The organism is Xanthomonas sp. JL1 (assembly GCF_038405005.1).
In genome coordinates this window covers 43,743-63,294 of the sequence record NZ_JBBYGR010000046.1, presented here as the reverse complement: position 1 = coordinate 63,294, position 19,552 = coordinate 43,743, and the positions used below count along the sequence as shown (strand labels likewise).

At 64.1% G+C, this 19,552-nt stretch carries 20 protein-coding genes; 19 read left to right on the top strand and 1 reads right to left on the bottom strand.

Annotated elements, in window-relative coordinates; all coding sequences use genetic code 11:
* The 15 genes from flgC to WJW29_RS10505 all read left to right on the top strand — a co-directional run bounded on the left by flgC (position 1) and on the right by WJW29_RS10505 (position 15,311).
* A complete protein-coding gene (gene flgC / locus WJW29_RS10575; RefSeq protein ID WP_005914451.1) occupies positions 1–408 on the top strand; it encodes a flagellar basal body rod protein FlgC in 408 nt (135 codons plus the stop codon).
* A 37-nt stretch (positions 409–445) separates the two neighbouring features.
* Positions 446–1,111 (top strand): flagellar hook capping FlgD N-terminal domain-containing protein, encoded by a 666-nt coding sequence (locus tag WJW29_RS10570; protein WP_011259203.1) that lies wholly within the window; start codon positions 446–448, stop codon positions 1,109–1,111.
* Positions 1,112–1,142: 31 nt separating this feature from the next.
* Positions 1,143–2,366, top strand: coding sequence for a flagellar hook protein FlgE (gene flgE, locus WJW29_RS10565; RefSeq protein WP_011259204.1), 1,224 nt, complete (start codon positions 1,143–1,145; stop codon positions 2,364–2,366).
* Between the two features lie 145 nt (positions 2,367–2,511).
* Positions 2,512–3,267, top strand: coding sequence for a flagellar basal-body rod protein FlgF (gene flgF / locus WJW29_RS10560; RefSeq protein ID WP_011259205.1), 756 nt, complete (start codon positions 2,512–2,514; stop codon positions 3,265–3,267).
* A gap of 580 nt (positions 3,268–3,847) precedes the next feature.
* Entirely contained in the window at positions 3,848–4,633 is a 786-nt protein-coding gene (gene flgG / locus WJW29_RS10555) for a flagellar basal-body rod protein FlgG (protein ID WP_011259206.1), read from the top strand.
* Between the two features lie 37 nt (positions 4,634–4,670).
* Entirely contained in the window at positions 4,671–5,363 is a 693-nt protein-coding gene (gene flgH / locus WJW29_RS10550; RefSeq protein ID WP_011259207.1) for a flagellar basal body L-ring protein FlgH, read from the top strand.
* Between the two features lie 10 nt (positions 5,364–5,373).
* Complete coding sequence (locus WJW29_RS10545) at positions 5,374–6,492, top strand: flagellar basal body P-ring protein FlgI (RefSeq protein ID WP_011259208.1); 1,119 nt, start codon at positions 5,374–5,376, stop codon at positions 6,490–6,492.
* A 1-nt stretch (position 6,493) separates the two neighbouring features.
* Positions 6,494–7,672, top strand: coding sequence for a flagellar assembly peptidoglycan hydrolase FlgJ (gene flgJ / locus WJW29_RS10540; RefSeq protein WP_011259209.1), 1,179 nt, complete (start codon positions 6,494–6,496; stop codon positions 7,670–7,672).
* A gap of 11 nt (positions 7,673–7,683) precedes the next feature.
* A complete protein-coding gene (gene flgK, locus WJW29_RS10535) occupies positions 7,684–9,558 on the top strand; it encodes a flagellar hook-associated protein FlgK (RefSeq protein ID WP_011259210.1) in 1,875 nt (624 codons plus the stop codon).
* Positions 9,558–10,763 (top strand): flagellar hook-associated protein FlgL, encoded by a 1,206-nt coding sequence (gene flgL / locus WJW29_RS10530; protein ID WP_011259211.1) that lies wholly within the window; start codon positions 9,558–9,560, stop codon positions 10,761–10,763. The genes flgK and flgL overlap by 1 nt, the downstream gene beginning before the upstream one ends.
* Positions 10,764–11,082: 319 nt before the next feature.
* Positions 11,083–12,282: a flagellin gene (locus WJW29_RS10525; protein ID WP_011259212.1), complete on the top strand. Its 1,200-nt coding sequence runs from the start codon at positions 11,083–11,085 to the stop codon at positions 12,280–12,282.
* 271 nt (positions 12,283–12,553) lie between these two features.
* Entirely contained in the window at positions 12,554–13,879 is a 1,326-nt protein-coding gene (gene fliD / locus WJW29_RS10520) for a flagellar filament capping protein FliD (protein ID WP_011259213.1), read from the top strand.
* A 150-nt stretch (positions 13,880–14,029) separates the two neighbouring features.
* Positions 14,030–14,443, top strand: a complete 414-nt coding sequence (gene fliS, locus WJW29_RS10515; RefSeq protein WP_011259214.1) for a flagellar export chaperone FliS — start codon at positions 14,030–14,032, stop codon at positions 14,441–14,443.
* Between the two features lie 8 nt (positions 14,444–14,451).
* Entirely contained in the window at positions 14,452–14,745 is a 294-nt protein-coding gene (locus WJW29_RS10510) for a hypothetical protein (protein ID WP_019302728.1), read from the top strand.
* A complete protein-coding gene (locus tag WJW29_RS10505; protein WP_011259216.1) occupies positions 14,745–15,311 on the top strand; it encodes a PilZ domain-containing protein in 567 nt (188 codons plus the stop codon). Before WJW29_RS10510 ends, WJW29_RS10505 begins: the two co-directional genes overlap by 1 nt.
* Positions 15,312–15,354: 43 nt before the next feature.
* Here WJW29_RS10505 and WJW29_RS10500 read toward each other — a convergent pair whose 3' ends face one another.
* A complete protein-coding gene (locus tag WJW29_RS10500) occupies positions 15,355–15,492 on the bottom strand; it encodes a hypothetical protein (protein ID WP_228329767.1) in 138 nt (45 codons plus the stop codon).
* Between WJW29_RS10500 and WJW29_RS10495 the strand changes: the two genes are divergently transcribed.
* The 4 genes from WJW29_RS10495 (at position 15,427) to WJW29_RS10480 (ending at position 19,511) form a co-directional block, all read left to right on the top strand.
* Positions 15,427–16,014: a response regulator transcription factor gene (locus WJW29_RS10495; RefSeq protein WP_221205632.1), complete on the top strand. Its 588-nt coding sequence runs from the start codon at positions 15,427–15,429 to the stop codon at positions 16,012–16,014. The two genes, WJW29_RS10500 and WJW29_RS10495, sit on opposite strands and share 66 nt — an antisense overlap.
* A gap of 223 nt (positions 16,015–16,237) precedes the next feature.
* Positions 16,238–17,641 (top strand): RNA polymerase factor sigma-54, encoded by a 1,404-nt coding sequence (rpoN, locus tag WJW29_RS10490; protein ID WP_011259217.1) that lies wholly within the window; start codon positions 16,238–16,240, stop codon positions 17,639–17,641.
* Positions 17,642–17,649: 8 nt separating this feature from the next.
* Positions 17,650–18,030, top strand: a complete 381-nt coding sequence (locus WJW29_RS10485; protein ID WP_011259218.1) for a response regulator transcription factor — start codon at positions 17,650–17,652, stop codon at positions 18,028–18,030.
* Complete coding sequence (locus WJW29_RS10480) at positions 18,027–19,511, top strand: sigma-54 dependent transcriptional regulator (RefSeq protein WP_011259219.1); 1,485 nt, start codon at positions 18,027–18,029, stop codon at positions 19,509–19,511. Before WJW29_RS10485 ends, WJW29_RS10480 begins: the two co-directional genes overlap by 4 nt.
* Positions 19,512–19,552 lie beyond the last annotated feature (41 nt).

The window sequence follows — 19,552 nt, the reverse complement described above, 5'->3', positions numbered from 1 at the left end:
ATGAGCAACCTTCCCATTTTCGATGTGGCCGGCTCGGCGCTGCACGCGCAGTCGGTCCGCCTGAGCACCATCGCCTCCAACCTGGCCAATGCGGACTCGGTCGCAGGCTCGGCCGAGGCCACTTACAAGCCGATCGAGCCGATCTTCCAGGCCCAGCAAAGCCGGCAGGACCCCAGCCTGACCTCTGTAAACGTCAAAGAGATCACCACCACCAATGCGCCGCCGATCCGCCGCTACGAGCCCGGCCACCCGCTGGCCGATGCCGATGGCTATGTGTTCTCGCCCGACGTGGACCCGGTCTCGCAGATGGTCAACATGATTTCCGCCTCGCGCAATTACCAGGCAGGCGTGGAAATGCTCAATACCGCCAAGGAACTGGCGCTCGCGACCCTCACCATGGGTCGCTGACCCTTCCTAGCTGCACCATACCCACGGAATCCTCCAGATGAGCACGATTGCCAGCGATCTCTACAAAACCCTTGGCCTGAGTACCAGCAGCAAAACACCCAAAAAAGAAGAATCGCTCGGCCAGGCCGACTTCCTCAAGTTGATGACCGAGCAGCTGCAGCACCAAGACCCGCTCAAACCAATGGAAAACAGCGCGTTTCTTGGCCAGCTGGCGCAGTTCTCCACCGTGCAGGGCATTGGCGACCTCAATACCAAGGTCAGCAATTTCTCCACGTCGATGAGCAGCGATCAGGTGCTCAAGGGTGCGGCGCTGGTGGGTCACAACGTGCTGGTGCCCTCGGCGCAGGTGGCGATCGATGCCACTGGCTCGGCCAAAGGCGTGGTCACCGCGACCTCGGCCGGCACCGTCAATTTTGAAATCACCGATGCCAACGGCGCCTTCGTCAAACAGATCAGCTTACCGTCCAGCGCCGCCGGTGAGGTGTCGTTTGCCTGGGATGGTACCGATGCCAACGGCAACCGTATGGCGGCCGGCAAATACGGCGTGACCGCCACCCAGACCGACACCGCTGGCTCCAAAAGCAAGTTGTCTACCTATGTCGATGCACCGGTGGACAGCGTCACGATCGGCTCGGACGGCTTGTATCTCAACCTGACCGGGCTAGGCACTTCCCCGCTCGCCAACGTGCTCCGCATCAGCTGAGCCGGCAACCGACACTTAAAGGACCTCATCCATGGCTTTCAATACCTCTTTGTCCGGCATCAGCGCAGCCAATGCCGATCTGAACGTTACGTCCAACAACATCGCCAACGTCAACACGACTGGGTTCAAGGAATCGCGCGCCGAGTTTGCCGACATGTTCCAGAGCACCAGCTACGGCCTGTCGCGCAATGCGGTGGGTTCGGGCGTGCGCGTCAGCAACGTGGCGCAGCAGTTTTCGCAGGGCAATATCGATCCGACCGGGCGCAGCCTGGACCTGGCGATTTCCGGCGAAGGCTTCTTCACTGTTTCGTCCAATGGCGCCAAGATGTACACCCGCGCCGGCAACTTCCAGACCGATGCCAACGGCTATGTGGTCAACCCGCAGGGCGCACGCCTGCAGGTGTTCGCACCCAACCCCAGCGGCAACGGTTTTGACGTGGGCCGCCTGTCGGACCTGCAGTTGCTGACCACCGACAGCCCGCCCAAGTCCACCTCCACGGTCAACCTGGCCTTTACCCTGCCCGGCAATGCCACCGCGCCGACGGTGACCCCGTTCAACCCGGCCGACGACAAGACCTATAGCCACTCCACCGGCGGCATCAACGTCTATGACTCGCTGGGCGTCAGCCATGTGCAGACCTCCTACTTCGTCAAGACCGCCAACCCGAACGAGTGGCAGGTGCACAACTATGTGGACGGCGCCGCCGTCGGTTCCCCGACCACGCTGCAGTTCTCCGATACCGGCGCGTTGACCACCCCGGCCAACGGCATCATCGCGATGGCCCCGTTCACCCCGAGCACCGGCGCGGGCGTGCTGAGCATGCAGCTCAATGTCAGCGGCTCCACCCAGTACGGTGAGCAGTTCGCCCTGCGCGACACGCGCCAGGACGGCTACGCCAGCGGCAAGCTCAACGAGATCAGCATCGACACCAGCGGTGTCGTGTTCGCGCGCTATTCCAACGGTGCCGACAAGCCGCTGGGCCAGGTCGCCCTGAGCAGCTTCGTCAACCCGCAGGGCCTGCAGTCGCAGGGCAACAACATGTGGGCCGAGAGCTACACCTCCGGTGCCGCCCGCACCAGCGCGCCAGGCACCTCGGACCTGGGCCAGATCGAATCGGGCTCGCTGGAATCGTCCACGGTCGACCTGACCGAGCAGCTGGTCAACATGATCGTGGCCCAGCGCAACTTTCAGGCCAACTCGCAGATGATCTCGACGCAGGATCAGGTCACCCAGACGATCATCAATATTCGTTAAAAGTCGGGAATGGTGATTCGGGATTAGGGATTCGCAAGAGCCGGTACTCCGTCAATCGGTGACCGGCCCTGCCCCGCTCAATTCCCGAGTCGCAACAGCCCGCTTTTACGAATCCCGAATCACGACTTCCCAATCCCGGTGTCCCATGGATAAAGCCCTCTACGTTGCGATGACCGGTGCCCGCGCCTCCCTGCAGGCGCAGAGCACCGTGTCGCACAATCTGGCCAACGTCGATACGGTGGGATTCAAGGCCGCGCTTGCCAACACCGAGGCGTTCAAGATCCAGGGCAAGGGCTATCCGTCGCGGATCGATGCCTTGCATGTGGATCAGGGCTTCGATCGCAGCCAGGGCCATCAGAAGGTCACCGGCAATCCGCTGGACGTGTCGTTGCAGCAGGACCGCTGGCTGGCGGTGCAGTCGCCCGACGGCAGCGAGGCCTACACCCGCAACGGCGAATTGGCGCTCACCGCCAATGGCCAGCTGGTGACTGCCAACGGGCATGCAGTGCTGGATGAAGGCGGCAACCCGATGACGATCCCGCCGCATCAGGCGATGGAAATCGGCAGCGATGGCAGTATTTCGATCATTCCGCAGGGCGAAGGCCCGCAGACCATGGCCATCGTCGGCAAGATGAAGGTCGTGGATGCACCCGCCGACCGTTTGACGCGGCGCCCGGACGGGCTGATGCGCAACACCAGTACCGACCCGGCGCAGGCATTTACCGTCGCCACCGGCAAGACCATCAACAGCGGCATGCTGGAAGGCAGCAACGTGGATGCGGCCGGCGCGCTGGTGGAAATGATCCAGCTGCAGCGGCAGTTCGAAATGCAGGTCAAGATCATCAAGAACGGCGACGACAATGCCCAATCGGCCAATTCGCTGTTGCGGGTGAGCGGCTAAGCGCAGTTCAGGCGGCCTGCGCCTTCCTGCCAGCCAGCGCTGTTGGCAATCGGAAGGCAGCTCGACAGGTTTCCTGCAGAGCCAATGATCTGGGTATTTGCTGCGGACAAGCGGATCTTTGGCCTCGCTGCAGGGCCCTTGCCCGCCCACCATCGCGTGACACGCTGCAAGTACGTCCCTGTCAGCTCCGTGGCGGCATCCATGCCGCCACGGGTCCCGCGACGGTGGGCGGGCAAGGACCAGTCGAATTGGTCGGTGTGTCGAGCTTTCAACAAAGCAGTAGGCAAACCGTGCAACGCGGTGTCTTCGTTCTTCGGTAGAACCACCAGCCAACTGTCTGGTGCGGTGTCCTCGCCGCTTGCGGGACCGTTGGCGGCATGGATGCGGAGCCATCGCCAGCCCCACCGCTGCCGCTGACACCTGCTGCCAGCCGCCGCCCCTGCCCTACGCAGCCCGCAGCAACCCCACCCCGCGTGACCCACTGCACACCCGGCAGAAATCCGACGCGGATTTGGCACAGCACGTGCATATACCCAGCCGTGCCCGGAACACATCCCCGGGTCTAACGAGGAATCGGGTCATGAATCAGGCTTTGTGGGTCGCCAAAACCGGACTGGATGCGCAGCAGACGCGCATGTCGGTCATTTCCAACAACCTGGCCAATACCAATACCACCGGCTTCAAGCGCGACCGTGCCGCGTTCGAAGACCTGTTGTACCAACAGGTGCGTGCGCCCGGCGGCTCGACCTCCGCGCAGACGCAGCTGCCGACCGGCCTGCAACTGGGTACCGGCGTACGCGTGGTGTCCACGTTCAAGGGCTTCGACCAGGGCAGCCAGCAGCAGACCGGCCGCGCGCTCGACGTGATGGTCAACGGCCGCGGCTTCTTCGAAGTGCAGATGCCCGACGGCACCTCGGCCTACACCCGCGACGGCACCTTCCAGATCAACGCCCAGGGCCAACTGGTCACCAACAGCGGCTACCCGCTGCAGCCGGGCATCCAGGTGCCGGAAGGCGCGCAGTCGCTGACCATCGGCAACGACGGCACCATCAGCGTGACGCTGGCCGGCCAGGCCGCCGCGCAGGAAATCGGCGCGCTCACGCTCACCGACTTCATCAACCCCTCGGGCCTGCAGTCCAAGGGCGAAAACCTGTTCGTCGAAACCACCGCTTCCGGCCCCGCGCAGAACGGCACCCCTGGCCTCAACGGCCTGGGCAACACCGTGCAGGGCGCGCTGGAAGGCAGCAACGTCAATACGGTGGAAGAGCTGGTGAGCATGATCGAGACGCAGCGCGCCTACGAAATGAACGCCAAGGCCATCTCCACCACCGACGCGATGCTCGGCTACTTGAACAACAACGTCTGAGCGGCTCGCCGCTCGCTGACCTCCAGGACCGCACGCCATGTCACGTCCCCCCCTCCTTTCATCGGCCTGCCTGGCCGCCACTTGCAGCCTGTTGCTGGGCGGCTGCGTGGCAGCCGGCGACGTTCGTCCCTACGCGGCGATGGCACCGATCGTGCCGGTGGTCGCACCGACCGTGCAGCCGACCGCCGGGGCCATCTACGCCGCCGGCCCCGGCCTGAACCTGTACGGCGATCGCCGCGCACGCGATGTCGGCGACCTGCTGACCATCACCCTGATCGAAAGCACCACCGCATCCTCCAGCGCCAACACCAGCACCAGCAAGAAGGACGCCACCACGATGGCGTCCCCCACCCTGCTGGGTGCGCCGCTGACGGTGGCTGGACTGGACGTGCTGCAGAACACCCTCAAGGGCGACCGCGCCTTCGATGGCAAGGGTAATACGGCGCAGAGCAATCGCATGCAGGGCAGCGTGACGGTCACCGTGATCCAGCGCCTGCCCAACGGCAATCTGGTCGTGCAGGGGCAGAAGAATCTGCGTCTGAACCAGGGCGACGAGCTGGTGCAGGTGCAAGGCATCGTCCGCGACGCCGACATCGCGCCGGACAACACCATCCCCTCCAGCAAGGTGGCCGAAGCGCGTATCGCTTACGGCGGCCGCGGCGCGATCGCTCAATCCAACGCGATGGGCTGGCTGAGCCGCTTCTTCAATTCCCGTCTGTCGCCCTACTGAGCCTGCGACCATGAACCTGTCTTCCCTGTCCTTCCGTCTGCTGGCCACGTTGCTGGGGGCCTGCGTGGTCGTCGCGCCGGCCTCGGCCGAGCGCATCAAGGATCTTGCCCAGGTCGGCGGCGTGCGCGGCAACGCGCTGGTCGGTTACGGCCTGGTGGTTGGCCTGGACGGCAGCGGCGACCGCACCAGCCAGGCGCCCTTCACCGTGCAGAGCCTGAAAAACCTGCTCGGCGAACTGGGCGTCAATGTTCCGGCCAACGTCAACCCGCAGCTGAAAAACGTCGCGGCCGTGGCCATCCATGCCGAATTGCCGCCGTTCGCCAAGCCCGGCCAGCCGATCGACATCACCGTCTCCTCGATCGCCAACGCCGTGTCGCTGCGTGGCGGCTCGCTGCTGATGGCACCGCTGAAAGGCGCCGATGGCCAGGTCTATGCGATGGCCCAGGGCAACCTGGTGGTCGGCGGCTTTGGTGCACAAGGCAAGGACGGCTCGCGCGTCTCGGTCAATGTGCCCAGTGTCGGTCGTATTCCCAATGGCGCCATCGTCGAACGCGCATTGCCGGACGTGTTTGCCGGCACCGGCGAGATCACGCTGAATCTGCATCAGAACGACTTCACCACCGTCTCGCGCATGGTCGCGGCCATCGACAGCAGCTTCGGCGCTGGGACCGCGCGTGCGGTGGACGGCGTGACCGTTGCGGTGCGCTCGCCAACCGACCCGGGTGCGCGCATCGGCCTGTTGTCGCGACTGGAAAACGTCGAACTCTCGCCTGGCGATGCACCGGCCAAGGTCGTGGTCAATGCACGTACCGGCACCGTGGTCATCGGCCAGCTGGTACGCGTGATGCCAGCGGCCATTGCGCATGGCTCGCTCACCGTGACCATCAGCGAAAACACCAATGTCAGCCAGCCGGGTGCCTTCAGTGGCGGCCGCACCGCAGTGACCCAGCAATCGACGATCACGGCCACCTCCGAAGGCAGCCGCATGTTCAAGTTCGAAGGCGGCACCACGCTCGATCAGATCGTGCGCGCAGTCAACGAAGTGGGCGCCGCTCCCGGCGACCTGGTGGCCATCCTGGAAGCGCTCAAGCAAGCCGGTGCGCTCTCGGCGGAGCTAGAGGTGATCTGACATGCGTATCGCAGCCTCGCCCATTGATCTCAACCCGAGCACCAAGGCCGATCCCGCAAAGATCGACAAGGTCTCACGTCAGCTCGAAGGTCAGTTCGCGCAGATGCTGGTCAAGAGCATGCGCAATGCGAGCTCCGGCGACCCGATGTTTCCGGGCGAAAACCAGATGTTCCGCGAAATGTACGACCAACAGATGGCCAAGGCGTTGACCCAGGGCAAGGGGCTGGGCTTGTCGGCGATGATTTCCAAGCAACTGAGTGGCGACACCGGCGGCCCGGCGTTGAACACCGCGTTGAACACCGCCGAAGCGGCCAAGGCGTATTCCCTGGTTGCCGGCAAGCGCGACGCCTCGTTGCCGCTGCCGACCCGCGATGGTGCGGCCAGCGGCATCACGACCAGCAGCGTTGCGAAGGCGGCCCTGAGCGCAGGCAATCTGAGTGGCATCGGCATGAGCCAGGTGCTGGATCTGATTGCCGGGCGCACCGGCGCTGGCGAATCCGGCAGCGACGATGCCGCCGCACTGAGCTGGCCGTCCGCCAACGACCGCTGGACCGATGTGGCTGCCAGCGATGCGGCCGATGCCAATGCCGCAGTCAATGCGAGCGCCGCCAGCACCGCCGCTGCCAGCCTGGGTGAGCGCACGCCGGAAGGCTTCGTCGCCAAGATCTGGACGCATGCGCAGAAAGCCGCGCGCGAACTGGGCGTGGACCCACGCGCGCTGGTGGCACAGGCCGCACTGGAAACCGGCTGGGGCCGTCGCGGCATCGGCAATGGGGGCGATTCCAACAACCTGTTCGGCATCAAGGCCACCGGCTGGAGCGGCGACAAGGTCACCACCGGCACCCACGAATACGTCAACGGCGTCAAAACCACCGAAACCGCCGATTTCCGCGCCTATGGCTCGGCCGAAGAGAGCTTTGCCGACTACGTGCGGCTGCTGAAAAACAACAGCCGTTACCAGCCCGCGCTGCAGGCCGGCACCGACATCAAGGGTTTTGCACGCGGCTTGCAGCAGGCTGGGTACGCCACCGATCCGGGCTATGCGGCCAAGATCGCGGCGATCGCTCACGGTCCGACCATCGACCGTGCGGTGGCCGCCATTGGCAACGCGGCGGCCGATCTGTCCAACCGCTATGCCAGCACCGCCGAGCCGGCCGGGCTTGGCACCATCCGTCGCTGAGGTAAACGCCGATGTCCATCATGTCCACCGGGACCAGCGCACTCATCGCCTTCCAACGGGCGTTGTCGACCGTTAGCCATAACGTCGCCAACATCAATACCGAAGGCTACAGCCGCCAACGTGTGGAATTCGCAACACGCACGCCCACCGACATGGGCTACGCGTTCGTGGGCAATGGTGCCAAGATCACCGATGTGGGCCGGGTGGCCGACCAGCTGGCCATCTCGCGCCTGCTCGACAGCGGCGGCGAACTCTCGCGCCTGCAGCAGCTGTCCTCGCTGTCCAACCGCGTCGATGCGCTCTACTCCAACACCGCCACCAACGTGGCCGGGCTGTGGTCGAACTTCTTCGATTCCACCAGCGCGGTGTCGTCCAACGCCTCGTCCACTGCCGAGCGCCAGAGCATGCTCGACAGCGGCAATTCGCTGGCGACGCGCTTCAAGCAGCTCAACGGGCAGATGGACGGCCTGAGCAATGAAGTCAACAGCGGGCTGACCTCGTCGGTAGATGAGGTCAATCGCTTGACGCAGCAGATCGCCAAGCTCAACGGCACCATCGGCAGCAGTGCGCAGAACGCAGCGCCGGACATGCTCGATCAGCGCGACGCGCTGGTGAGCAAGCTGGTCGGCTACACCGGCGGTACCGCGGTGATGCAGGACGGCGGCTTCATCAATGTTTTCACCGCCGGCGGACAAGCGCTGGTGGTCGCTACCACCTCTTCCAAGCTCACCACCGTCGCCGACCCGTATCAGCCGACCAAGCTGCAGGTGGCGATGCAGACCCAGGGCCAGAACGTCAGCCTCAGCGCCAACTCGCTGGGCGGGCAGATCGGCGGCCTGCTGGAATTCCGCAGCAGCGTGCTCGAGCCGACCCAGGCCGAACTCGGCCGCCTGGCCGTGGGCATGGCCAGCACCTTCAATGCCGGCCACCGCCAGGGTATGGATCTGTATGGCGCGATGGGCGGCAACTTCTTCAACATCGGTTCGCCGACCACTGCCGCCAACCCCAGCAACACCGGCAGCGCATCGCTGAGCGCCAGTTTCAGCAATATGAGCGCGGTGGACGGCCAGAACGTCACGCTGAGTTTCGACGGCACCAATTGGAAGGCGACCAACGCCAGTACTGGCTCTGCGGTGCCGATGACCGGCACCGGCACCGCGGCCAACCCGCTGGTGCTCAATGGCGTCAGCATGGTGGTGGGTGGCACCCCGGCGAGCGGCGACAAGTTCCTGCTGCAGCCCACCGCCGGGCTGGCTGGCAGCCTGTCGGTCGCCATTACCGATCCCTCGCGCATTGCTGCGGCCACCCCGGTCAAGGCCACCGCGACGCTCGCCAACCAGGGCAGTGGCAAGATCAGCGACGTCAAGGTCACCAATGCGCAGAACCCGGCGCTGCTGACCCCGTCGTCGGTCGAGTTCATCGACGCCAACCAGTACACCATCGATGGTGCCGGCCCGTTCGCCTACACCGCCGGGCAGACCATCAGCGCCAACGGCTGGAGCTTCGCGCTGGACGGCGCGCCCAAGGCCGGCGACACCTTCGGCGTCGGGCCGACCGGCGCCGGCTCCAGCGACAACGGCAATGCCAAATTGCTGGCCAAGATCGACGACGCCAAGGCGCTCAGCGGTGGCACGGTCACGCTCAACGGCGCGCTGTCGGGCCTGACCACGTCAGTGGGTTCGGCCGCGCGCGCAGCCAATTATTCGGCCGATGCGCAGAAGGTCATCAACGACCAGGCGCAGGCCAGCCGCGATTCGATTTCCGGCGTCAACCTCGATGAGGAAGCCGCCAACATGCTGAAACTGCAGCAGGCCTACCAGGCCGCCGCACAGATGATTTCCACCGCCGACACCATGTTCCAAGCCATCCTGGGTGCCGTACGCTGATGACCGACCGTATCTCTACCAGCATGATGTACAGCCAATCGGTGGCCTCGATGGGCGCCAAGCAGGCGCGGCTGAACCAGATCGAGGCCCAACTCGGCAGTGGGCAGCGCTTGGTCACGGCCAAGGACGACCCGGTCGCCGCAGGCACCGCGGTCGGTCTGGATCGCGCCCTGGCGGCAATCACGCGTTTCGGCGAAAACGCCAACAACGTGCAGAACCGCCTCGGGCTGCAGGAAAATGCGCTGTCGCAGGCCGGCGACAAAATGGCGCGCGTCACCGAATTGGCGGTGCAGGCCAACAATTCCTCGCTCAGCCCCGACGACCGCAAGGCGATCGCCGCGGAGCTGACCGCCCTGCGCGACAGCATGGTGAGCCTGGCCAACAGCACCGATGGCACCGGCCGCTATCTGTTCGGCGGCACTGCCGACGGCAGCGCGCCTTTCATCAAGAGCAGTGGCAATGTCACCTACAACGGCGACCAGACCCAGAAGCAGGTCGAAGTGGCGCCGGACACCTTTGTCAGCGACACCCTGCCCGGCAGCGAAATCTTCATGCGCATCCGCACCGGCGACGGCACCGTGGACGCGCACGCCAACGCCGCCAACACCGGGACCGGGCTGCTGCTGGATTTCAGCCGCGATATCAGTACCGGCAGTTGGAACGGCGCCAGCTACAGCGTGCAGTTCACCGCCGCCAACACCTATGAAGTGCGCGACAGCACCAATGCGGTGGTCAGCACCGGCACCTATAAAGAGGGCCAAGACATCAACGCAGCCGGCGTGCGCATGCGCATCAGCGGCGCGCCGGCGGTCGGCGACAGTTTCCAGATCGGCGCTTCCGGCAGCAAGGACGTGTTTTCCACCATCGACGACATGGTCGGCGCGCTGAACTCAGACACGCTGACCGCCCCGCAGAAGGCATCGATGATCAACACCTTGCAGTCGTCCATGCGCGACATCGCGCAGGCGTCGTCGAAGATGATCGATGCGCGCGCCTCCGGTGGCGCGCAGTTGTCGGCGATCGACAACGCCAACTCCTTGCTCGAATCCAACGAAGTCACGCTCAAGACCACCCTGTCGTCGATCCGCGATCTGGATTACGCCTCGGCGATTGGGCAGTACCAACTCGAGAAGGCCTCGTTGCAGGCCGCTCAAACGATTTTTCAGCAGATGCAGTCGTCGTCGTTGTTCAACCTGATCCGCTGATTTTGCCGCAGAAAACCTGGGTTTTCTTCGCTCCTGCGCATGAGCATTTGCGCAGGCGGACGGAGTTTATTTTTCGAAAAGTTATACCAGCGCTAAACATTGGAGGGGTGCTGCCGAATAAACCAAACCTCTTGATACACAACGCTCACGTATTTCGTCCTGACGCAGAAAAGCAGTAAAAAAATACTGAATTTCGCTAAAGGTTCCCAACGCAACGCCGTTATTCATCTCAGCAGCGGTAACGGCCAACTTGATGGCCCCCCTGCGGAGGCTCCGGGCAAGTCCCCCTTGCCGGAAAAATCGCTTAGGAGAAATCAAAATGGCACAAGTAATCAACACCAACGTAATGTCGCTGAACGCTCAGCGTAACCTCAACACCAACAGCTCCAGCTTGGCGCTGAGCATCCAGCAGCTTTCGTCGGGCAAGCGCATCACCAGCTTTTCCGTAGACGCAGCCGGCGGCGCAATCGCCGAGCGTTTCACTACCCAGATCCGCGGCCTGGACGTTGCCTCGCGCAACGCCAACGACGGCATCTCGCTGTCCCAGACCGCCGAAGGCGCGATGCAGGAAATCGGCAACAACCTGCAGCGTATCCGCGAACTGTCAGTGCAGTCCGCAAATGCAACCAACTCGTCCACCGACCGCGAAGCGCTGAACTCCGAAGTCAAGCAGCTCACCTCCGAAATCGACCGGGTCGCCAATCAGACCAGCTTCAACGGCACCAAGCTGCTTGACGGCTCCTTCTCTGGCGCGCTGTTCCAGGTCGGCGCCGACGCCGGCCAGACCATCGGCATCAACAGCATCGCCGACGCCAACATCGATACGCTGGGCAAGGCCAACTTCGCCGCCGCCGTTTCCGCCGCTGGCGTCAGCGGCACCGCCACCGCTTCCGGTTCGGTCAGCGGCATCAGCCTGTCGTTCAAGGATGCCAGCGGTTCGGCCAAGAGCATCACCATCGCTGACGTCAAGGTCGGCGCCGGCGACACCGCTGCCGACGTCAACAAGAAGGTTGCCTCGGCGATCAACGACAAGCTCGACCAGACCGGTATGTACGCCTCGATCAAGAGCGATGGCTCGGTGCAGATCGAATCGCTGAAGGCTGGCCAGGACTTCACCTCGCTGTCGGCTGGTACCTCCAGCGCTGCTGGCATCACCGTCGGTGCCGGCATCACCACCGCTTCGGCCGCTTCGGGCTCCACCGCTTCGACCTTGGGCAGCCTGGATATCTCCACGTTCTCGGGCGCACAGCAAGCACTGGAAATCGTCGACAAGGCGCTGACCACGGTCAACTCCTCGCGCGCCGATATGGGTGCGGTGCAGAACCGCTTCACCTCCACCATCGCCAACCTGAGCGCAACCTCGGAAAACCTGTCGGCCTCACGTAGCCGGATCGCCGATACCGACTACGCCAAGAGCACCGCCGAACTGACCCGCACGCAGATCCTGCAGCAGGCCGGTACTGCGATGCTGGCCCAGGCCAAGTCGGTTCCGCAGAACGTGCTGAGCCTGCTGCAGTAACTTGCAGTCAGCTGCCGCCGCAATACGGCAGCGCTCCGCAGCAAGTCCAAAGCCCCTCTTCGGAGGGGCTTTTTTTATGGCCGCAGCCCTGCCCCGCATGCTAGACGGGTGATTGACGCGGCCCGCCAGCATCCTTGGGCATGGAACTTGCATCGCTCCATCTCGTGAGCGTGACCTATCGCTGCCGCTAAAGTCCTCGCGGATGCGGCCGATACCGGTCACGTAATCCCATGCGTCTGTCTGTTTCGGACGCCCAGACGAGGAATGCAACATGGCATCGGTGATCAGCACTTCCGCCTCCGGATTGGATATCCCTACCGTGGTGTCTACCCTGGTGTCCCGGCAGAGAGACCCCGAGCAGGCACGCATCAACAAGGCCGGCACCGCCGCGACGACGCAGTTGTCGGCAATCAGCCAGATCAAGAGCAGCATGACCACGCTCAAGTCTGCGCTGGACAAAGTGGTCAGCAGCGCCGACACCAACGCCTACAAGGCCACGGTGCCGACCGATGCCGGCTTCACCGCCACCACCACCAGCTCGGCGGCGCCAGGCAACTATTCGGTTGAAGTGGTGTCGCTGGCGAGCTCGCAAAAACTGGCCTCCGGCGCGTTTAAGGCCGATGCCACGGTGGGTAGCGGCACGCTGACGATCGGCTACGGCGACAACAGCGTCACCGTGGATATCAGCGGCACCGACAAGCTCACCGACATCGCGGCGGCCATCAACAAGGCCGCCGGCGGCAAGGGCGTCACTGCCAGCGTTGTGACCGCCAACGATGGCCAGCATCTGGTCTTCAATGCGGTCGATTCCGGCACCAAGGGCGCCCTGACCATCAGTGCCAGCGACCCGAGCCTGAGCAGCCTCACCTACGGCCCCGGCGTCACCGGCGGGCTGAACCAGACCGTGGCAGCCGCCGACGCACGGGTGCGCGTGGACGGCTTCGAGCGCACCTCCAGCTCCGACACCATCAGCGACATCGTGCCCGGCGTGGTGCTCAACCTCACCAAGGCCGCTGAAGGCACCAAGTTCAATCTTGGCGTGGCAGCCGACACCAGCGGGCTCAAGGGTAACCTCACCGCCTTCGCTGCGGCCTACAACACCGCCAACACGTTGCTGGCGAAAAGCAGCAGTTACGACGCCACCACCAAGACCGCCTCGGCGCTGACCGGCGATTCGCTGGTGCGCAGCCTGCAACAACAGCTGCGCGGTCAGGTCAGCGGCAGCGTCACCGAACTCAAGGCCCTCGGCCTGACCATCGACAAGGATGGCGTGATGAGTTTCGATGGCAGCAAGTTCGACACCGCCATCGCCTCCGACGGTGGCGCGGCGGCCGATGTGTTTGGCAAGGACAGCAAGTTTGGTGGCAACCTGACCAAGCTGCTGGACAGCAACGTCAATGCAACCAACGGCACGCTGACCCTGCGCTCGGACAGTTTGAACAAGACCATCAAGGGCTACGAATCGGACCTGGACGATCTCGATGCGCGCATGGAAAAACTCAGCGACCGCTACACCGCGCAGTTCGCCGCGATGGACGCCATGATCAGCAAGTTGCAAGGCAGCACTAGCTCGCTCAGCGGCCTGCTGACAGGCTGATTTGCGTGATGAATATCCTCAAGTCCTGTCAGGGTATTGCCGATAAAAGAAGGGCCTATCGTGATTTCGGCCTTGCCTTCCGGCAGGAGCGTCGTCGCAGGAGCACAGCGCTCCGGGACCAGCGAAGGTCAGCCCATTGAGGAGTCATCCATGTACGGTTCCAATCGTCAATATGCCGAGCAATATCGCAAGGTCGGCGTGGCCACCAGCGTGACCGAAGCCGACCCGCACAAGCTGGTCTCGCTGCTGTTCGCCGGTGCCTGCCAGCGCATCCGTCTGGCCCAGGCCTGCCTGGCGCAGGGCGACCAGGCGCGCAAGGGCAAGGCCATTGGTGAGGCCTGCGCAATCGTTGGTCACTTGAACGGTTCGCTCGATCACGAAGCCGGTGGCGAGATCGCTGGTAACCTCTCGGCCCTGTACGACTACGTGATGCAGCGGCTGACCGCAGCCAACCTGCACAACGATGAGACTGCGTTGACAGAAGTGCTGGATTTGCTCAGCGAAATCGACTCGGCGTGGAACTCCATCCCCCTCGAACAACGCGGCCTTTCCGCCGTTTCGTGAGTCCTGTCATGCATAGCGTGCAAAGCCTTCAAGCAGAAATCGCCAACCTCCGCCTGGCCATGGCGAAAGAGGAGTTCGAGGACATGCCGCTGATGCTGGACGCCCACGACCTGCACCTGCGCGAATACGCGCAGCAGGTGGATATCCAACAGGACCGCGACGCGCTGCAGACCTTGCTCACGATGCATCAGGACCTGATGCGGATGATGCGCGAACGTCAGCGCAAGCTGCTGGAGCTCATCCGCGCACAGCGCACGTCGTCGTCGGCCAGCCGCGCTTACGCACGGGTCGGACGGATCTGATGAGCACGCTCGGCACACTCGCGCCATCTGCCGATGCCGAGCTGTTTGCCGACACGCTTAGTTGCGAGTTGCAGTTGCCTGCCAGCTTCCGCGCCGGGAGCGACGCCGGCACGCACAGCGCCGCGGAAACCCTATTGCGCAGCCTCGGCCAGGTCGAAGACTTGCGTAGCGAGGAAACCAGCGAAGACCGCGGGGAACTGCCGTTGCTGGTGCAGCGCATGGACGCCAAACTCGATTTGATGCTCGCGCTGATCGGCCGCTTGGTGCGCCACGGCGACAGCGGCCTGAGCCAGGGCTTGGTACGTTGGTCGGTGCGCGGCATTCGCCTGAGTTGCGCAAGCAGCCACGCACCAGGCACCACTGGCAGTGTTTGTTTGCAGCCATCCGATTGGCTTCCTGAACTTGTACAGCTTCCTGCCACCGTGCTGGCGAGCGCGAGCGATGGCCACGATGTCTGGCTGTGGCTGCGGTTTGCCCCGCTTGCGCCGGGCCTGCAGGACGCGCTGGAACGCCACCTGTTTCGTTTGCATCGCCGTCAGGTAGCCGACGCCCGCCGCCAGCGCTGATTCCCATGGTTGGCGCGGGGCGCCGGTTCAGCTAAGGTGGTCTTCACTGAAAAAAGGTCTCTTCTGCGCCGTGCGAGTCATCATCGTCGACGATCACACCCTTGTCCGTGCCGGCCTGTCCAGGCTGCTGCAAACTTTCGCCGGCATCGATGTCGTGGGCGAGGCGAGCAACGCGCAACAAGCCCTGGACATGACGTCCCTGCACCGGCCCGACCTGGTGTTGATGGACCTGTCCCTGCCTGGCCGTAGCGGCCTGGATGCCATGACCGACGTACTGCGCGCCGCGCCGCGCACGCATGTGGTGATGATGTCGATGCACGACGACCCGGTGCACGTGCGCGATGCGCTCGATCGCGGCGCCGTCGGCTTCGTGGTCAAGGACGCCGCACCGCTGGAACTGGAACTGGCGTTGCGCGCTGCCGCTGCTGGTCAAGTGTTCCTGAGCCCGCAGATCTCGTCCAAGATGATTGCGCCGATGCTCGGCCGCGAAAAGCCGGTCGGTATTGCCGCACTGTCGCCACGCCAGCGCGAGATTCTGCGCGAAATTGGCCGCGGCCAAAGCAATAAGGAAATCGCGGCCGATCTGGGCATCAGCGTCAAGACGGTGGAAACCCACCGCGCACGCATGATGGAATCACTCGGTTGCCGTCGCGCCAACGATCTGGTGCTGCTGGCGGCCAAACATCACAACGAGTTGGTCTGACGCGCCCCCCGTGGGCGGGCGCTGTTGGGCCAATCGATGATCAAAAAAGTGACGGAATTCCGGCGACCATGCTTGAGCTCGCCTGCAACGTCAGGAAGTTCCTGACAGACTGCCGGGCAAATCATGAGTCACCTTACCTGACTCCCTGATTAGAAACCCATCGCGTGGTCCTGCAAGATGCATTCCATCGCTGCTGCGTGCAGCGCCCTTCGGAAGCGCTTCCATGAAGACGACCATTTCCGCCCAGCTTGGCCAGCAACTGCACCTCACCCCGCAGTTGTTGCAGTCGATCCGTCTGTTGCAATTGGACGGCATGCAGTTGGAACTGGAAATCCGTCGTGCGCTGGAAACCAATCCGTTGCTGGAGTTGGAAGAGCTGGCCGATAACGGGGACGAGGCCACCACCAACGACGATGGCGCCAGCGATATCGCCGCGTTCGACGAGCTTCCGGAAAGCACGATGTGGGACGTGCAGAGCAGCAGCTGGAACGATGGCGACGACGATCGCATGCAGCGCGTAGCCGCCGGCGAGTCCACCGACCCGCACGTGCGCATCCTGCGCGAATTGGCGCTGGATCTGGACGAGGCGGCGTTGGGGGCCGCCGCGTTCTGGCTGGAGCAGACCGACGACGCCGGGTATCTGACCGAAGCGCTGCCCATGCTGCAGCAGCTGGGCGCCACCCGTCTGGGTATGACCGTGCAGGCCGTGGAAGCGATCCGTCAGCGTCTGCTGCACGGTGACCCGGCCGGCCTGGCCGCCTGCGATCTGCGCGAGTGTCTGCAAGCGCAGCTGCGTGCCCTGCCCGGCCGTGTGCCGGCACGCCACCTGGCGGCGCGCATCCTGGACGGCGATCTGGAGCTGCTGGCGGCGCATGACTACGCGGTGCTCGCGCGTGCGCACGATGCCGAGGTGGACGATACGCGCGAAGCGGTGCGGCTGATCCTGTCGCTGCAACCGCGCCCGGGCGACGACCTGCTGCAGGAAAGCAACGCCAGCGTGATTCCGGATGTGCTCGCCTGGCATGCCGACGGCAGCTGGCGCGTCGCACTTAATCCGGCCACCACCCATCGCGTCAGCATCAACCCGGTGCACGAACGCGCGCTGGCCGAAGCCGGCGAGGCAGCACAGCCGTTGCGCGACATGCTGCAGGAAGCGCGCTGGCTGACTCGCGGGCTGTCGATGCGCTACGAGACCCTGCTGCGTGCAACGCGCGCCATCGTCGAACGCCAGGCCGCCTTCCTGGCGCGTGGCGAAGAAGCGATGGCACCGCTGACGCTGAAAGAAATCGCCGACAAGATCGGCATGCACGAATCGACGATCTCGCGCATCACCACCGGCAAATACATCCAGACCCCGCGCGGCACCTTCGAGCTCAAGCACTTCTTCGCCGTGCGGCTGGAAGGCGCCAGCGTCTCCGGCCAGGCCGTCAAGGCGATGGTGCGTCGCTTGATCGAAAGCGAGCCGGCCGGTCGGCCGTTGGCCGACGAGGCCATTGCCGGATTGCTGTCGCGGCAAGGCGTTCACATTGCGCGCCGCACCGTCGCCAAGTACCGCGAACAACTGGATATCGCCCCGGCACGCGAGCGCCGCCGCACCACCAAACCGCTGCTTGCCCGGGCAGGATAAGGACTACTATGAGCAAACTCACCGTGCTGCTGGTCGACGACCACGAGGGCTTCATCAACGCTGCGATGCGTCATTTTCGCAAAGTCGAGTGGCTCAATATCGTGGGCAGTGCCGCCAATGGGCTGGAAGCGATCGAGCGTTCTGAGTCGCTGCGCCCCAATGTCGTGCTGATGGACCTGGCCATGCCGGAGATGGGCGGGCTGCAGGCCACGCGTCTGATCAAGACGCAGGACGATCCGCCGTATATTGTCATCGCAAGCCACTTCGATGATGCCGAGCATCGTGAACACGCTCTTCGCGCGGGTGCTGACAATTTTGTCAGCAAGCTGTCCTATATCCAGGAAGTCATGCCAATCCTGGAGGGCCTGACGGTAAGGAGCCAGGAATGAGTGAGTCCCGCATTCTGTTGATCGACAGTGACGCCGTGCGCGCCGAGCGCACCGTGTCGCTGCTCGAATTTATGGACTTCAATCCCCGCTGGGTCACCGACGGCGCCGATATCAATCCTGGCCGTCACCGCCACGATGAGTGGATGGCGGTGATGGTGGGCTCGGCGCAGGACGCTGCACAGGCCGACAAATTCTTCGACTGGCTGGCCGATGCCAAGTTGCCGCCGCCCGTGCTGCTGATGGAGGGCAGCCCGACCGCGTTCGCGCAAGCGCACGGCCTGCACGAAGCCAATGTCTGGGCATTGGACACCCCCCTGCGTCATGCGCAGCTGGAAGCCCTGCTGCGCCGTGCAAGCCTCAAGCGGCTGGATGCCGAGCATCAGGCCGGCGTGCAGCAGGATTCGGGCCCGACCGGCAATAGCGAAGCGGTGACCCGCCTGCGCCGGCTGATCGACCAGGTGGCTGCGTTCGACACCACCGTGCTGGTGCTGGGCGAATCCGGTACCGGCAAAGAAGTCGTGGCACGCGCCATCCACCAGCATTCGCCGCGACGCGACGGGCCGTTCGTCGCAATCAATTGCGGCGCGATTCCGCCGGATCTGCTGGAAAGCGAATTGTTCGGCCACGAAAAAGGCGCCTTCACCGGCGCGCTGACCACCCGCAAGGGCCGCTTCGAAATGGCCGAAGGCGGCACGCTGCTGCTGGACGAAATCGGCGACATGAGCCTGCCGATGCAGGTCAAGCTGCTGCGCGTGCTGCAGGAACGCAGCTTCGAGCGCGTCGGCGGCGGGCAGACCATCCGCTGCAACGTGCGCGTGATCGCCGCGACGCACCGCAACCTGGAAACCCGCATCAGCGATGGCCAGTTCCGCGAGGACCTGTTCTATCGCCTCAACGTGTTTCCGATCGAAATGCCGGCGCTGCGCGAACGCGTGGACGATCTGGCCATGCTGGTGCAGACGATTGCGGGCCAACTGGCACGCACCGGACGCGGCGAAGTGCGCTTCGCCGAAGAAGCCCTGCAGGCGCTGCGCAGCTACAACTGGCCAGGCAACGTACGCGAGCTCACCAATCTGGTGGAGCGCCTGGCGGTGCTGCATCCGGGTGGGCTGGTGCGGGTGCAGGATCTGCCGGCGCGGTATCGCGGCGATTTCGCCTCGACCATCCTGGTCGAGTTGCCGCCGGAACCGGCACTGCTGGCCGCGCCGGTCGAAGTCACCGACCTACCAAGCAACGTGGTGACGCTGCAGCCCAAGACGGCCGATGCCGAACCGGCCACGGCTGCCAGCTTGCCGGATGACGGTATCGATTTGCGTGGCCACATGGCCAACATCGAGCTGGCGTTGATCAACGAAGCACTGGAACGCACCCAGGGCGTGGTGGCGCATGCCGCCCAACTGCTCGGCCTGCGCCGTACCACATTGGTGGAGAAGCTGCGCAAGTACGGCATCGACCGCGAGCAGACCGAGCTGGCCAACTGAGCGGTCACACGCTCAGCTTGCGCTCGCTGGCATAGCGCTTG

Bases quoted from the DNA above. Each gene is read 5' to 3' on its own strand.
- flgC (WP_005914451.1), top strand. From the start codon at position 1: ATGAGCAACCTTCCCATTTTCGATGTGGCCGGCTCGGCGCTGCACGCG.
- WJW29_RS10570 (WP_011259203.1), top strand. From the start codon at position 446: ATGAGCACGATTGCCAGCGATCTCTACAAAACCCTTGGCCTGAGTACC.
- flgE (WP_011259204.1), top strand. From the start codon at position 1,143: ATGGCTTTCAATACCTCTTTGTCCGGCATCAGCGCAGCCAATGCCGAT.
- flgF (WP_011259205.1), top strand. From the start codon at position 2,512: ATGGATAAAGCCCTCTACGTTGCGATGACCGGTGCCCGCGCCTCCCTG.
- flgG (WP_011259206.1), top strand. From the start codon at position 3,848: ATGAATCAGGCTTTGTGGGTCGCCAAAACCGGACTGGATGCGCAGCAG.
- flgH (WP_011259207.1), top strand. From the start codon at position 4,671: ATGTCACGTCCCCCCCTCCTTTCATCGGCCTGCCTGGCCGCCACTTGC.
- WJW29_RS10545 (WP_011259208.1), top strand. From the start codon at position 5,374: ATGAACCTGTCTTCCCTGTCCTTCCGTCTGCTGGCCACGTTGCTGGGG.
- flgJ (WP_011259209.1), top strand. From the start codon at position 6,494: ATGCGTATCGCAGCCTCGCCCATTGATCTCAACCCGAGCACCAAGGCC.
- flgK (WP_011259210.1), top strand. From the start codon at position 7,684: ATGTCCATCATGTCCACCGGGACCAGCGCACTCATCGCCTTCCAACGG.
- flgL (WP_011259211.1), top strand. From the start codon at position 9,558: ATGACCGACCGTATCTCTACCAGCATGATGTACAGCCAATCGGTGGCC.
- WJW29_RS10525 (WP_011259212.1), top strand. From the start codon at position 11,083: ATGGCACAAGTAATCAACACCAACGTAATGTCGCTGAACGCTCAGCGT.
- fliD (WP_011259213.1), top strand. From the start codon at position 12,554: ATGGCATCGGTGATCAGCACTTCCGCCTCCGGATTGGATATCCCTACC.
- fliS (WP_011259214.1), top strand. From the start codon at position 14,030: ATGTACGGTTCCAATCGTCAATATGCCGAGCAATATCGCAAGGTCGGC.
- WJW29_RS10510 (WP_019302728.1), top strand. From the start codon at position 14,452: ATGCATAGCGTGCAAAGCCTTCAAGCAGAAATCGCCAACCTCCGCCTG.
- WJW29_RS10505 (WP_011259216.1), top strand. From the start codon at position 14,745: ATGAGCACGCTCGGCACACTCGCGCCATCTGCCGATGCCGAGCTGTTT.
- rpoN (WP_011259217.1), top strand. From the start codon at position 16,238: ATGAAGACGACCATTTCCGCCCAGCTTGGCCAGCAACTGCACCTCACC.
- WJW29_RS10485 (WP_011259218.1), top strand. From the start codon at position 17,650: ATGAGCAAACTCACCGTGCTGCTGGTCGACGACCACGAGGGCTTCATC.
- WJW29_RS10480 (WP_011259219.1), top strand. From the start codon at position 18,027: ATGAGTGAGTCCCGCATTCTGTTGATCGACAGTGACGCCGTGCGCGCC.